Source organism: Gilliamella sp. X-57 (genome assembly GCF_057063565.1).
The window spans coordinates 19,326-33,805 of record NZ_JBXSQI010000009.1; the positions used below are offsets into that span (position 1 = coordinate 19,326).

9 protein-coding genes are annotated in these 14,480 nt (G+C 38.0%); 3 read left to right on the forward strand and 6 right to left on the reverse strand.

The genetic code is table 11. The features are described 5' to 3' along the window. The gene (gene glnB, locus ACYIAL_RS05565) at nucleotides 1–339 is read right to left on the reverse strand and encodes a nitrogen regulatory protein P-II (protein ID WP_065638414.1); all 339 of its coding nucleotides are present in this window, start codon (nucleotides 337–339) and stop codon (nucleotides 1–3) included. A gap of 23 nt (nucleotides 340–362) precedes the next feature. Next, the gene (locus ACYIAL_RS05570) at nucleotides 363–2,000 is read right to left on the reverse strand and encodes an NAD+ synthase (RefSeq protein WP_483746970.1); all 1,638 of its coding nucleotides are present in this window, start codon (nucleotides 1,998–2,000) and stop codon (nucleotides 363–365) included. Between the two features lie 87 nt (nucleotides 2,001–2,087). On the opposite strand from ACYIAL_RS05570, the gene aroB reads away from it, so the two are divergent. Next, nucleotides 2,088–3,167 carry a 3-dehydroquinate synthase gene (gene aroB / locus ACYIAL_RS05575; RefSeq protein WP_483746971.1) on the forward strand — a complete coding sequence of 360 codons (1,080 nt, stop codon included), beginning with the start codon at nucleotides 2,088–2,090 and terminating at the stop codon, nucleotides 3,165–3,167. A 1,084-nt stretch (nucleotides 3,168–4,251) separates the two neighbouring features. Then, nucleotides 4,252–5,337: a 3-deoxy-7-phosphoheptulonate synthase gene (locus tag ACYIAL_RS05580; RefSeq protein ID WP_483751173.1), complete on the forward strand. Its 1,086-nt coding sequence runs from the start codon at nucleotides 4,252–4,254 to the stop codon at nucleotides 5,335–5,337. Between the two features lie 46 nt (nucleotides 5,338–5,383). Here the strand turns inward: ACYIAL_RS05580 and purL are convergent, their stop codons facing one another. The 3 genes from purL to ACYIAL_RS05595 form a co-directional block, all read right to left on the reverse strand. Beyond that, entirely contained in the window at nucleotides 5,384–9,286 is a 3,903-nt protein-coding gene (purL, locus tag ACYIAL_RS05585) for a phosphoribosylformylglycinamidine synthase (RefSeq protein WP_483751174.1), read from the reverse strand. A 494-nt stretch (nucleotides 9,287–9,780) separates the two neighbouring features. Further along, a complete protein-coding gene (locus ACYIAL_RS05590) occupies nucleotides 9,781–10,548 on the reverse strand; it encodes a hypothetical protein (RefSeq protein ID WP_483751175.1) in 768 nt (255 codons plus the stop codon). Then, nucleotides 10,502–11,269, reverse strand: a complete 768-nt coding sequence (locus ACYIAL_RS05595) for a hypothetical protein (protein WP_483751176.1) — start codon at nucleotides 11,267–11,269, stop codon at nucleotides 10,502–10,504. The genes ACYIAL_RS05590 and ACYIAL_RS05595 overlap by 47 nt, the downstream gene beginning before the upstream one ends. A 734-nt stretch (nucleotides 11,270–12,003) precedes the next feature. On the opposite strand from ACYIAL_RS05595, the gene ACYIAL_RS05600 reads away from it, so the two are divergent. Further along, nucleotides 12,004–12,522 carry an endonuclease V gene (locus ACYIAL_RS05600; RefSeq protein WP_174787055.1) on the forward strand — a complete coding sequence of 173 codons (519 nt, stop codon included), beginning with the start codon at nucleotides 12,004–12,006 and terminating at the stop codon, nucleotides 12,520–12,522. An 87-nt stretch (nucleotides 12,523–12,609) separates the two neighbouring features. Here the strand turns inward: ACYIAL_RS05600 and glnS are convergent, their stop codons facing one another. Continuing rightward, nucleotides 12,610–14,286, reverse strand: a complete 1,677-nt coding sequence (gene glnS, locus ACYIAL_RS05605) for a glutamine--tRNA ligase (protein ID WP_483751177.1) — start codon at nucleotides 14,284–14,286, stop codon at nucleotides 12,610–12,612. Between the last annotated feature and the right edge of the window lie 194 nt (nucleotides 14,287–14,480).

A 14,480-nucleotide genomic window follows, 5' to 3' on the forward strand; every position in this document is an offset into this window, starting at 1 on the left:
TTAAATCGCTAAATCATCCATTTCACCCGTGCGAATACGAATAACCTGCTCAACATTATAAACAAAAATTTTGCCATCACCGATTTTGCCCGTTTGAGCGGTTTTCATAATAGTTTCGATACACATATCTAAAATATCATCTGAAACAACTAGCTCAATTTTCACTTTGGGTAAAAAATCAACCATATATTCTGCACCACGATAAAGCTCTGTATGGCCTTTTTGCCGCCCAAAACCTTTAACTTCAGTTACTGTCATACCGGTAATACCTTGCTCGGCAAGCGCTTCTCGAATATCATCAAGTTTAAATGGTTTAATAATTGCTTCAATTTTTTTCATATCTATTTTCCTTTAATTCAAAATTACCAATTTTTAAACCCAAAAGCAGAAGTAATTGGATAACGTCGACCTTTGCCAAAGTTACGAGCTGTGATTTTCGGGCCAACAGCTGATTGGCGACGTTTATACTCATTGATATCGACCAATTTAATCACTCGCCTTATTGTCGCCTCATCATAACCTTGTGCAATAAGTTGTTCAATGGAAAGATCGTGTTCGACATAACCTTTCAAAATGCCATCTAAAATATCATAAGGAGGTAAGCTATCTTCATCTTTTTGATCAGGTGCTAACTCCGCTGAAGGTGGTCGTGTTATCACTCTCTCAGGAATAACATAAGAACGCGTATTTCGGTATTTTGACAACGCAAACACCATTGTTTTAGGAACATCTTTAAGCACATCAAAACCACCAGCCATATCACCATAAAGGGTTGCATAACCTACCGACATTTCACTTTTATTACCCGTTGTTAGCACCAAACTACGACGCTTATTTGACAGTGCCATTAAAATAACACCACGACAACGGGCTTGTAGGTTTTCTTCCGTTGTATCTTTTTGTGTATCTAAAAACAGTGGGCTTAGCGATGACATAAATGCATCAAACATCGGCTCTATTGAAACAATGTTAAATTCAACCCCCAATATTTCGGCTTCTTCTTTGGCATCTGCAATACTAATATCGGCTGTATAACGAAACGGCATCATCACCGCTTGCACTTTATCTTTACCTAAAGCATCAACCGCAATAGCAAGGGTTAAAGCAGAATCAATACCACCAGAAAGCCCTAATACTGCGCCTTGGAAACCATTTTTAGTCACATAATCGCGAGTTGCAAGTACTAATGCATCATAAACTGAAGCTAATTGATTATTTTCATTCTTATCAATTATCACGGGATGATTTATACCCAATTGAAAAGCAACAATTTGTTCTTCAAATGAATTTAGCTGACAAACAATTTCACCGTGTTCATTACAAACAAAAGATCCACCGTCAAAAACTAATTCATCTTGCCCCCCCACTTGATTGACATAGATAATAGGTAACTCTGTTCGTTTTGCATGTCGTTTAACTAAATCATGTCGATGTTTTTGTTTTGCATAATCGTAAGGCGAAGCATTAATTGCTACCACAAAATCAACTTGAGCTTGTTTAATATCATCGATTGGCTGATTTTGCCAAAGATCTTCACAAATTAACAAGCCAATCTTTTGACCTTTAAAATTGACTACGCAAGTGTGATTGTCAGCAGAAAAATAACGCTTTTCATCAAATACATCGTAATTGGGTAGCCATTGTTTATGATAGCAAGCTAACAATTTTCCATCACAAAAAAAGGAAAGCGCATTATAAATATTTTGATCTTGCCAATGCGGATGACCAACAATGACTGCACACTGTATACTTGCTTGTTGAATTAATGATAATGCGTTTTGACAACGTTCTTTAAAATCAACACGGAAAATTAAATCTTCGGGTGGATACCCACACAAAGCAAGTTCTGAAAAAATAATGAGATCGTCGGATGAGTGGCTGTTTATCAATTCAATAATCTGTTGAGCGTTCCCTTCAATATCGCCCACACGCCAATTTTTTTGTGCTAAAACAATAGATAAAGACATATAAAATTTAATATCACAAATCGAAATTATCATTAAGTTTAAATGATTCTAAGTTGCACTGCCACTTTTTTATCGCTAACATGCAACAATAAATTGGCTTTGACTTGTCTGGAAATTATTATGCAAAAAATATTAAATGTGGCATTAGCTAAACGCAGTTACCCCATCACTATTGGTGAAAATCTACTAAGCGAATTTCAACATTTTAAACTCCAAGCTGGTCAACGCGTGCTCATTGTTACGAATGAAACTATCGCGCCCCTTTATTTACAAACATTAATTGATATGCTTGAAAAGCATGGTATAAAGACCGATTCAGTCGTTGTTCCTGATGGTGAGCAGTATAAAACGATGGAAACATGGAATACGATACTCACAGCCTTGCTTGCCCATAATCATACCCGAAGCTCAATCCTTATTGCACTTGGTGGGGGCGTCATTGGTGATGTTGCTGGATTTGCCGCATCAGCTTATCAACGTGGCATTAAGTTTATTCAAGTACCTACCACACTACTATCTCAAGTTGACTCATCTGTAGGTGGCAAAACCGCGATTAATCATCCACTGGGTAAAAATATGATTGGCGCATTTTATCAACCGCAATCAGTTGTCATTGATCTCAATTGTTTAAAAACATTACCGCAACGAGAACTTTCGGCAGGACTTGCTGAAGTGATAAAATACGGTATTATTTTAGACCCCGAATTTTTTAATTGGTTAGAACAACATATAGAAGATTTATTAAATTTAGATGTTAACGCATTAAGTTACTGTATTTACCATTGCTGCGAACTAAAAGCAAAAGTGGTTGCTGCTGACGAAACTGAACAAAACATGCGCGCCATTTTAAATCTTGGTCATACTTATGGTCATGCGATAGAGGCAGAATTAGGCTATGGAAACTGGCTACATGGCGAAGCCGTCAGTGTCGGTATGCTAATGGCTGCACAAACCGCAAAATTACTTGGTAAATTAACCCAAGCAGATATTGAACGGATTAAAAACTTATTAATTCGTGCTAAGCTACCGGTTAACAGACCAACAACAATGCCGATTGAATCTTACCTACCACACATGTTACGAGACAAAAAAGTACTATCTGGACAATTACGGCTAGTTGTACCCACTAAAATTGGGCACGCTGAAGTGATTGATGGCATTGATAAAGACGTGGTATTTCAATCTATACAACTTACTTAATCAATGATTGATAAAACTAGTCGCATCATTGCTAGTAAGTTAAGAAACTACGTTAATGAATATATATAACAAAACTAACGCCGTATCACAAATAAGCGATATGGCGCTTATATCATATTCAGTTATATTTTTTGTAAAAAATATTCAGGATTCTATACCGTTTCGCGATTAATTTAGACTTCGCAATATCTATTCGTTAAAACATGTGATAACCATCGTATCAATCAAAAATTCACAAAACCGGCTTGTCCACACATGAATGACAAAGCCATAAGAGATAGGTACTTTAATGAAGAAAAGTGTTCACTTTTTCGGTTATATTTTTTGTAAAAAATATTCAGGAGTCTATACCGTTTCGCGATTAATTTAGACTTCGCAATATCTATTCGTTAAAACGTGTGATAACCATCATATCAATTAAAAATTCACAAAATCAGCTTGTCCACACATGAATGACAAAGCCATAAGAGATAGGTACTTTAATGAAGAAAAGTGTTCACTTTTTCGGTTATATTTTTTGTAAAAAATATTCAGGATTCTATACCGTTTCACGATTAATTGAGACTTCGCAATATCTATTCGTTAAAACATGTGATAACCATTGTATCAATCAAAAATTCACTAAACCTACCTGCCGACAAACGAATGGCAAAGCCGAAAGCCTGATACGGAAATTTATGAAGAAGTAACCTAATCAACAATAGTTAGCAATTCAAAAGATAGAAAATAAAAGGTTAAGAAATTTATTAACTTTTATAATACGGTTAAACCACATAATGTGATTTCAGATAAAACACTTTATGCATTTTTAGCGGATTATTTTAATCATGAAGTGTGAACAACTCGGTGTTTTCCTATAACTTATCGAAATGTAAACATTTAATTACACAATTTTAGATCTGGTTTGTTTAGATACCCGTTTTGCAAGTATCTTTTTATCAAGTCACAAAATATAAAAATGAATCATTTAGTAAACAGTAAAAATTTCATTTACTATTATGTAATTTTGTGTTTACATAATAAGCGTTTATGTAATTAATATTTTACATATAAAATATAAATGATTTTAACAAGGAAAATAAAAATGTTAAAAGATACCCTAAATAATGTTCGAATCCGAGACGAACACATGTTAATCACCCCCGAAGAAATCAAACAGCTTTATCCTCTTTCTGAAGATTTAAAAAATCAAATAGCCTTGTCTCGTCAAACTGTTGTGGATATTTTAGAAAGGCGAGATCACCGATTACTTATCGTCTGTGGTCCTTGTTCTATTCATGATCCTATTGCGGCACTTGAATATGCGCATAAATTAAAAAAACTCTCAGACGAAGTTAAGGATCACTTATTTATCGTCATGCGTGTTTATTTTGAAAAACCAAGAACCACTGTTGGTTGGAAAGGTTTGATTAACGATCCTCATATGGATAGCTCATTTGATATTGAGCATGGACTAAAAAAAGCACGCAAATTACTGCTCGATATTGCTGAAATTGGCTTACCTATTGCTACCGAAGCATTAGATCCCAATACACCACAATATATTGCCGATTTAATTAGCTGGTCAGCAATCGGTGCAAGAACCACAGAGTCACAAACCCATCGAGAAATGGCTTCAGGGCTTTCGATGCCTGTCGGTTTTAAAAATGGCACAGATGGTAGTTTGGATGTTGCCATTAACGCCATGAAATCAGCCTCTATGCCTCATCGTTTTGTAGGCATTAATCAACAAGGGCAAGTGACCGTTTTACAAACAATGGGCAATCCACATGGTCATGTTATTTTGCGTGGTGGTAAAACACCTAACTTTGATGCTGAAAATGTCGCATTATGTGAAATTCAAATGCAAAAAGCAGGGTTATTACCTAACTTAATGATTGACTGTAGCCATGCCAATTCCAATAAAGATTATCGCAATCAACCGATTGTTGCCGACTCAATTATTGAACAAATCAAGCATGGTAATAATTCAATTATTGGCGTGATGATTGAAAGTAACTTGTTTGAAGGCAACCAATCTTCTGAACAACCGCAAGAAAACTTTAAATATGGTGTGTCAGTGACCGATGCTTGTATCAATTGGGAAACCACCGAGCAAGTGTTGCAAAAAATGAATAGCCAGTTAGCTACACCTCTAATTGAAAGACAAAAACAACCACCTAAGCCCTAAACACTAATAAAAAAATCGCCGACAAAAATATCGGCGATTTTTTTATTTAACCTAATTGTTTGCGAGCATTACGGAACATTCGCATCCATGGGCTATCTTCGCCCCAATTATCTGGATGCCATGAATTAGCAACTGTTCTAAATACCCTTTCTGGATGTGGCATCATAATGGTTGCTCGCCCATCTTCAGATGTCACCGCAGTAATTCCGTTTGGTGAACCATTGGGATTGGCAGGGTACTGCTGTGTTACTTTGCCATAATGGTCAATATAACATGCCGCTATTAATGCTGATGCTTCTAAATTAGTTAGATGCGTATCATCACAAACCTCAACACGCCCTTCGCCGTGTGAAACCGCAATTGGCATATGTGATCCCGCCATATCAGTAAATAGCAACGAAGGGCTTGATTGAATTTGCACTAAGCTAAAGCGCGCTTCAAAACGTTCTGACAAATTACGCACAAAACGAGGCCACAAATCAGCCCCTGGAATCAGATCCTTAAGGTTTGACATCATCTGACAACCGTTACAAACCCCTAACGATAACGTATCTTGGCGATGAAAGAATCGTTCAAATTCATCGCGCACCTTTTCGTTAAATAAAATCGATTTAGCCCAACCTTCGCCCGCGCCTAGCACATCGCCATAAGAAAAGCCACCACAAGCAACCAGTGTACTAAATTGGTTAAGAGTAATGCGACCTGAGAGTAAATCAGTCATATGCACATCAATGGCCTCAAAACCAGCTCGATCAAATGCGGCGGCCATCTCGACATGCGAGTTAACACCTTGTTCACGTAAAATAGCGACTTTAGGTTTTGCACCTTTAGCAATATAAGGCGCTGCGATGTCCGTTTGTGGATCGAAAGTTAAGTGCACATTTAAGCCCGGATCATCTTCATTTTGTTTCGCTTGATGTTCTTGATCGGCACACTCAGGATTATCACGTAACCGCTGCATCTGCCAAGTTGTTTCGGCCCACCATGTTCTTAACATTGAGCGCGACTCACTATAAACCACAGCAGATTTGTTACGCACAATAAATTGTTGTCCTGCTTTAGCACTACCCAAAGCATGAACCGTATGGGATAAGCCAAACTGCTTAAAGCAAGCCATCACATCATCTAAACAACTATTGGCCACTTGAATAACAGCACCAAGCTCCTCATTAAATAGCGAAGCAATCACATCATGGCCTAATTGAGAAATATCAACATCAACACCACAATGCCCAGCAAAAGCCATCTCGGCTAATGTCACAAACAGCCCCCCATCGGAACGATCATGATAAGCCAGCAACACATTTTGACTGACTAAAGCTTGAATGGCTTGATAAAAAGCAAGCAGCTCTTTAGGATCATGAACATCCGCTGTTTGTTGGCCTAAATGACGATACACTTGCGCAAGTGCGGTTGCCCCTAATGCTTGATGACCTTTCGATAAATCAACCAACAATAACGTATTATCTTGATCGGTACGCAATTGTGGTGTTACGGTTTTACGCACATCTTCAACGCGCGCAAATGCCGAAATCACCAATGATAACGGTGATGTCACTGCTTTTTGTTCACCATCTTCTTGCCATGTGGTTTTCATCGACATCGAATCTTTACCAACCGGAATTGCAAGTCCCAATGCTGGGCATAGATCTTCACCTATTGCTTTAACGGCCTGATAAAGCCCAGCATCTTCGCCCGGATGGCCAGCGGCGGCCATCCAGTTAGCTGAAAGCTTAATGCGTTTGATATCACCAATATTCGTTGCGGCAATATTGGTAATCGCCTCACCAACAGCAAGCCTTGACGAAGCTGCAAAGTTAATTAGCGCAACTGGCGCGCGCTCTCCCATAGACATAGCTTCGCCATAATAGCTATCAAAACTTGCTGTGGTGACAGCGCAATCGGCAACTGGTACTTGCCAAGGTCCAACCATTTGATCTCGCGCCACCATCCCCGTCACAGAGCGATCACCAATGGTAATTAAAAAGGTCTTTTCGGCAACCGTTGGTAAGTGTAAAACCCGTTTGACCGCATCATATAAATTAATGTCAGCAGTTGAAAAATTATCACCATGCGCCTGATGTGTTTTTACATCACGTTGCATTTTAGGCGTTTTACCAAGCAGTACATCCAGTGGCAAATCTATCGGGTTATTATTAAAATGCTCATCATGCAAAATCAGCGCTTTATTCGCTGTTGCCTCACCAATAACGGCATAAGGCGCTCGTTCACGCTGACAAAGCTCATCAAACAATGCTAATTTATCGGATTGGATGGCAAGGACATAACGTTCTTGCGATTCATTACACCAGATTTCTAACGGGGACATACCCAGCTCATCGCTGAGTATTTTCCGGAGCTCAAATTGACCACCACAGCCACCGTCACTAACTAGCTCAGGCATCGCATTAGATAACCCTCCAGCACCCACATCATGAATAAATAAGATAGGGTTATCTTCACCTAGTTGCCAGCAACGATCGATAACTTCTTGACAACGGCGCTCCATTTCAGGGTTATCACGCTGAACAGAAGCAAAATCCAGATCTGCATCGGATTGACCTGATGTCATAGATGAAGCAGCGCCACCGCCTAAACCAATATTCATTGCTGGACCACCTAACACAATCAGCTTAGAGCCAGCAGGAAACTCATCTTTTTGGATATGTTCACGACGTATATTACCCATACCACCCGCTAACATAATCGGTTTATGATAACCTCTCACTTCTTCGCCATTATGGCTATTTACTCGCTCTTCATAAGTGCGAAAATAACCCAATAAAGCCGGACGACCAAATTCATTATTAAACGCTGCTCCCCCTAAAGGACCATCCATCATAATATCAAACGCACTGACAATACGATCAGGCTTACCAAAATCTTGCTCCCAAGGTTGTTCAAAATTAGGGATCCGCAAGTTAGAAACCGAAAAACCCACTAAACCAGCTTTAGGTTTAGCCCCGCGCCCTGTTGCACCCTCATCACGAATCTCACCCCCACTCCCCGTTGCTGCACCCGGCCAAGGTGATATGGCTGTTGGATGATTATGCGTTTCAACTTTCATTAAAATATCCGCATATTCTTGATGATAACCGTAGGTTTTATTCTCATTATCCGCAAAAAAGCGCCCAACTTTCGACCCATCCATCACCGCAGCATTATCCTTATAAGCGGACGAAACATAATCAGGGGTGTGTTCAAAGGTATTTTTGATCATCTTAAACAGTGATTTAGGCTGCTTTACCCCATCAATAATCCAATCAGCATTAAAAATCTTATGGCGACAATGTTCAGAGTTGGCTTGCGCAAACATATAAAGTTCAATATCAGTCGGATTACGATTTAATTTTTTAAAATTTTCGACTAAATAATCAATCTCATCAGATGCTAACGCTAAACCTAATTTAAGGTTAGCGTCTTCTAACGCCTTGCGTCCCTGACCTAATAAATCAACGGTTGTTACAGGCGTAGGTGACTCAACGTGGAATAGCTGCTCGGCTTGCTCAACACGACTAAAAACGGCTTCCATCATGCGATCATGAATCAATGATAAAAAATCATTTTTTTGTGAATCGGTTAACGGTGAACTCACTTGCACATAATAAGCGATTCCCCGCTCAATACGGCGAATCTGTAACAAGCCACAATTATGCGCAATGTCCGTCGCTTTTGACGACCAAGGCGAAATGGTTCCGGCTCTTGGAGTAACTAAAAAAAGTTGCTTGCTAGATGTCTCTTTAACATTGATTTGTGCGGTTTTAGGACCGTATTGTAATAATTTATCTAAAGTTAGCTGTTGTTCAGCCGTTAACTCGCCAGCCAAATCAACAAAATGGAGGTATTGGGCTTCAATATCGATAACAGGGATGGATTTTTCACAACAAGTAGATAAGATTTTACTAATACGAAATGCAGATAAAGCAGAACAGCCAGCTAAAATTTTCATGCTAATTACTCTTTTTAAGCCAAACATAGGTTAAAAAATAGAACAACATTATAAAAGAAAGTGAACAATGTGGCTATCTTAAATACAGTTAGTCAAGCGATAACAAATTGGAAAGCCGCTTTGTACGTCTAAGACGCATTTGGATTCCTACCAAATGTTCTATGCCTATTAACTCACTTAGCAAAACTTAAAAGAGAAAAAGAAGCCAGACTTTGCCTTGAGTAAAAATATTAAAAAACATCAAAATTATTGTTTAGATATTTGATTTTACTAAAATTTTATTTTTAGCCAAATCAATTAGTTATAGAGTCCTTCAACCTCAGTGCCAGAGGTTTTGTTTTTTGGGTTATACTCTTTTGCTATTTAACTGCAAAAAAGTATAACCTACCAACGTTATCAACTCAAAGCCTGTCTTAGGCTAAGATGGCTTTCTTTGATTGTTGATTCTTAAAATGGCAAATAATTTCATCCATGACGCGAGAATTAATTAAGAGCTAAGGAGCGACACAAAGCGCGGAACGCCTCGGATCAGGGTTAGTAAGCACACTACCTTGAAAAATCTCAAACCCATCACTAGTCGGGAAGCTATGATTGAAGTCACCCATACCTATGTACAGCTGTATATTTCCCCACTCAGAAAAAAAACCACCGCCTATTCGACGCTGGTAATAATTACCACTTGATGAGGGCGTAGCACCAACAGCGCCTTGACACTTATCAGAGTTCTCACCCGAACAGACTGCATTGGTAAGGTCTTTTACTCGTGAAAGACGATATCCTAAACCGCTACACCAAGAGTCTGAGGGTAACCTTTGCCTTCCGTCTTGTCGGTAGACAAACCACTGCTGTAATACAAATCCATATTTTACGACTACATTACCCTGACTATCTCTACCCACTAACTCAAAGGTCTGCGGTAAATTTGGCTTAGCAATTCGACTAGGATTAAGATTCTCCCATTGATCTTCTGCCTCCGGACCAGTTAAAGTAACCTTTACAAGTTTACCATCTAAACCCGGTGCCATTGTGGCAGTTATACCCTCATGGGTGACAGGTTCCCAAGTCAATTGACCGCCACCACCACCTATTCCTAAAATAAAGTAGAGGCCATTTAAACCAGTAGTCGGGAAGTTTCGATCGTAAGATGCTGGGTCGGTTGATTGAGTAATAAAAAAACTTGTTGAACCATCAGGATCCCACATGGAAGCAGGACCATCAGTTGGATGAGTACCCCCCCCAATAGGAAGGCCTTGGCTGGGCATAACAGGCTTTTAGTGATGATTGAGGATTGATATAATACGTTGTCCCGTTATACTCGAAAGGAGTACGATTAGGCACACCGTATTGTGTACTTAACACTCCCTCGTCATTAAAAATCACCATTTGATAAGGTGCTTTACAAATATCTAAAACATCGTTACGACTCACCTTCCTGTAAAATCTATCGCGTAAAAGAATTTCTAAACTACCTGGTATTACTACATCGCCCTCATCACCACCCCATAATCCTTCAGTTTCTACAATTACATCGCCATCACCATCATCATCACCCCATAATTTATGTGTAGTAATTAGCTCATTTAACCCTATTGATGTCATTGATTTTGGTATTAACATGTCAATATCATTAAAACTTTCCCCGACTCGAGGTAACATAATTGGGTTTGAATTTGATGAGTTGTTGGTTTCTGGCGTGATTGTAGTACCATCTGATAACGTAAAAGAAAGAAAACCATCTGTTGTATTGGCCTTGGTTTTCCCCCCATCAAATGTTAAATACGGCGCGCTACCTTCAATGATTCCCGTGGTAATTGCTGATAATGCCTGAGTATGTAACGAATACGACAATAGCAACAACATAGCTAATGCTATAGGAAATCTTGATGATACTAATGAGGTTAAAGAAAAAACTCGACTAAAGGGAGATTTAGACGTATTTAAAATATAACGCAGCCAGAGCTGCTGTCCATAATTGTACTGCATAATATTCTGTCCATAAATTTATCTACTTTTTATTTAATCTTAATTTCCATAGCCTGATTATGAAATAAGTTAAATTTACTTTTAATCATTCCAAAGTATAGCATTTTTAAAAAATTTTCTCCTTTGGATTTAAAGAATTATAAAGAATCATAAAGAATTATCAAGAACAACCTTGATTAAGCTTTTAATGGAATACCTGAAAATATTTGTCAAAATCTTTCAGAAAAATATACGTTTGAGTATACAAATTAGTTTTTGGAGTTGATTCTAATAGTGGGCTGTTCAGAAAATATTGATTTATTATTCAATTACTGATTTACTGTTTATCTAAAAATTTGTAAATTATTATTTTAATTAACTATAAAAAATAAGTTGCCATGAAATAAAAAATATAAATATAGTGGTATTTATTAATTTTTCTAATTTGAAAGATCAAATCGTCACCTTAAAACTTCAGTTGACAGAATTATAAAATCACCATTTATTACAAACAGAACTACTTTATTGCCGATAATTGTTCGGCTGAATTAGAAAAAATCCCACAGTCAATCGAGAAACAAGGTATTATCAAAAACAAAGGCTGATTCGATAGGGAATTCATTTTTGCCTAAATGGTTAATTTGGATTTGTTTAGTTATTGGTGCTATGGCATTAATCATTATTGAATTAAAACTACTTAACGAAGTTAAGAAGCCTTCATAATTAAAAAGAGTGAGAATAGAAGATAACTTAATATGATACTTGCAATTGATGTTTATTACATTGATAACCGCGCCAAATCGGTCGGCGTTTTATTTCATCATTGGACTGATTCAACCTCAGCAATTGAACAGGTAATCACAGATTATCAAGATAATGTTGCGCCCTATCAATCAGGTCAGTTCTATCAACGTGAATTGCCTTGCATTATGTCACTGCTTGATAAAATTGATTTAAGTAAACTTACCTGCATTGTGATTGATGGTTATGTGCATTTGGATGAAGGTAAGATAGGGCTAGGTGGGCATTTGTATCATGCATTAAACAAAACCATTCCTATTATTGGTGTTGCTAAAAAGCCGTTTTCAGGCAATAGCGAGTATTTGATCGAAGTTCTTCGCGGTCAAAGTAAGCACCCGTTATATGTTACCTCGATAGGCATACCGCTAATAAATGCAGCTAATAGCGTGCAATCAATGGCAGGCAAACACCGAATGCCTGATGTGCTGAGCTATTTAGATCAACAAACAAAATTATTTAAACACGAAGAATAATTTATTGAATTAGATTCAAGTAATATAAATGAGGTGGCAACTACAATCATTCGCCGCCCCAATAAGTCGGCGAATGACTTAGTTAAATTATGCTTCGTTCCAGCTATCCCTTAAACCCACGGTTCGGTTAAACACAAGCTTATCTTCGGTTGCATATTTATTATCTAAACAGAAATAGCCCTCACGTTCAAATTGATAAGCATGCTCGGCTTGTGCATGTTGTAAACTTGGCTCAACAAAACCTTGTTTAATAATTAATGAATTAGGATTAATGGTTGATAAAAAGTCCTCGGCTGCACCTGGGGTTGGCGTATTAAATAAACGATCATACAGACGAATTTCAGCCGGTTTGGCAAACTTAGCCGAAACCCAATGAATAACGCCTTTAACTTTACGTCCATCTTCTGGGTTTTTATTTAATGTAGCAGGATCGTAGCTACAATAGATCGTTTGGATGTTGCCTTCGGCGTCTTTTTCAACGCGCTCAGCACGAATCACATAAGCATTACGCAAACGCACTTCTTTACCGAGTACTAAACGCTTGTAGTTTTTGTTAGCTTCTTCCCTAAAATCAGCTCGGTCGATATAGATTTCACGGGTGAATGTCGCTTCACGCATGCCTAATTCAGGACGATTTGGATGGTTTGGCATGCTAAGTATTTCATCAATACTGTCTGAAAAATTTTCAATCACAACTTTAACTGGATCTAGCACTGCCATTGCACGAGGTGCATTTTCGTTCAGGTCTTCACGAATACAAAACTCAAGGGTACTCATTTCAACAGTATTTTCTTGTTTGGTCACCCCAATTCGACGGCAAAATTCCCGAATTGACGCTGGTGTGTAGCCACGACGACGTAGTCCCGATATTGTTGGCATGCGTGGATCGTCCCAACCATCGACAATTTTTTCTGATACTAATAGATTTAACTTACGTTTAGAGGTAATGGCATACTCTAAATTTAATCTTGAAAATTCATACTGATGAGGACGCGCTTCTATCGTAATATTATCTAATACCCAATCATATAAACGACGATTGTCTTGGAATTCAAGCGTACAAAGTGAATGGGTGATATTTTCGATCGCATCTGAAATACAATGGGTAAAATCGTACATTGGGTAAATGCACCATTTATTGCCTGTTTGGTGATGCTCGGCAAATTTAATGCGGTATAATACCGGATCACGCATCACAATAAATGGCGATGCCATGTCAATTTTGGCTCTTAGGCAGGCTTTTCCTTCGGCGAATTTGCCTTCTTTCATTTGTGTAAAAAGAGCTAGGTTTTCTTCAACACTACGATCACGATAAGGACTATTTTTACCCGGTTGCGTTAAAGTACCACGATATTCACGAATTTCATCAGCAGACAGTTCATCTACATAAGCAAGCCCTTTATTGATGAGTTCAATTGCATAATCATATAGCCGGTCAAAATAGTCAGATGAGTAACAAATCTCACCATCCCATTCAAACCCTAACCAACGGACATCTTGTTTAATCGACTCAACATACTCTATATCTTCTTTAGCTGGATTAGTATCGTCAAAACGCAAGTTACACTTACCCTGATAGTCTTGCGCAATACCAAAATTTAAACAAATTGATTTGGCATGTCCAATATGTAAATAGCCATTTGGCTCTGGCGGAAAGCGGGTATGCGTTGTTTTATATTTGCCAGCAGCAAGATCCGCATCAATAATTTGGCGGATAAAATTAGTCGGACGAGTTTCTGTCTCTGTCGGTAGTGAACCGCTCATAAAAAACCTCTGATGATATATTTATTAGAAACAAATTAAGAATATTTGCTTTGCTATTACTTCTTGTATTGGTTGATGAATATAACAAATTTTTGTTATTTCTGAAACGAAAAACCGGCTATTTGTATCGACAAAATTGGCTTTTAGCTAAACAATGCCGTTTTTTAACAAAATAGCCTGTTTTTTCAACAACA

What these genes read in the sequence shown, in the direction of transcription:
- glnS (WP_483751177.1), bottom strand. Translation starts at nt 14,286, where the DNA reads ATGAGCGGTTCACTACCGACAGAGACAGAAACTCGTCCGACTAATTTT.
- glnB (WP_065638414.1), bottom strand. Translation starts at nt 339, where the DNA reads ATGAAAAAAATTGAAGCAATTATTAAACCATTTAAACTTGATGATATT.
- ACYIAL_RS05580 (WP_483751173.1), top strand. Translation starts at nt 4,252, where the DNA reads ATGTTAAAAGATACCCTAAATAATGTTCGAATCCGAGACGAACACATG.
- ACYIAL_RS05570 (WP_483746970.1), bottom strand. Translation starts at nt 2,000, where the DNA reads ATGATAATTTCGATTTGTGATATTAAATTTTATATGTCTTTATCTATT.
- ACYIAL_RS05600 (WP_174787055.1), top strand. Translation starts at nt 12,004, where the DNA reads ATGATACTTGCAATTGATGTTTATTACATTGATAACCGCGCCAAATCG.
- ACYIAL_RS05590 (WP_483751175.1), bottom strand. Translation starts at nt 10,548, where the DNA reads ATGCCCAGCCAAGGCCTTCCTATTGGGGGGGGTACTCATCCAACTGAT.
- aroB (WP_483746971.1), top strand. Translation starts at nt 2,088, where the DNA reads ATGCAAAAAATATTAAATGTGGCATTAGCTAAACGCAGTTACCCCATC.
- purL (WP_483751174.1), bottom strand. Translation starts at nt 9,286, where the DNA reads ATGAAAATTTTAGCTGGCTGTTCTGCTTTATCTGCATTTCGTATTAGT.
- ACYIAL_RS05595 (WP_483751176.1), bottom strand. Translation starts at nt 11,269, where the DNA reads ATGCAGTACAATTATGGACAGCAGCTCTGGCTGCGTTATATTTTAAAT.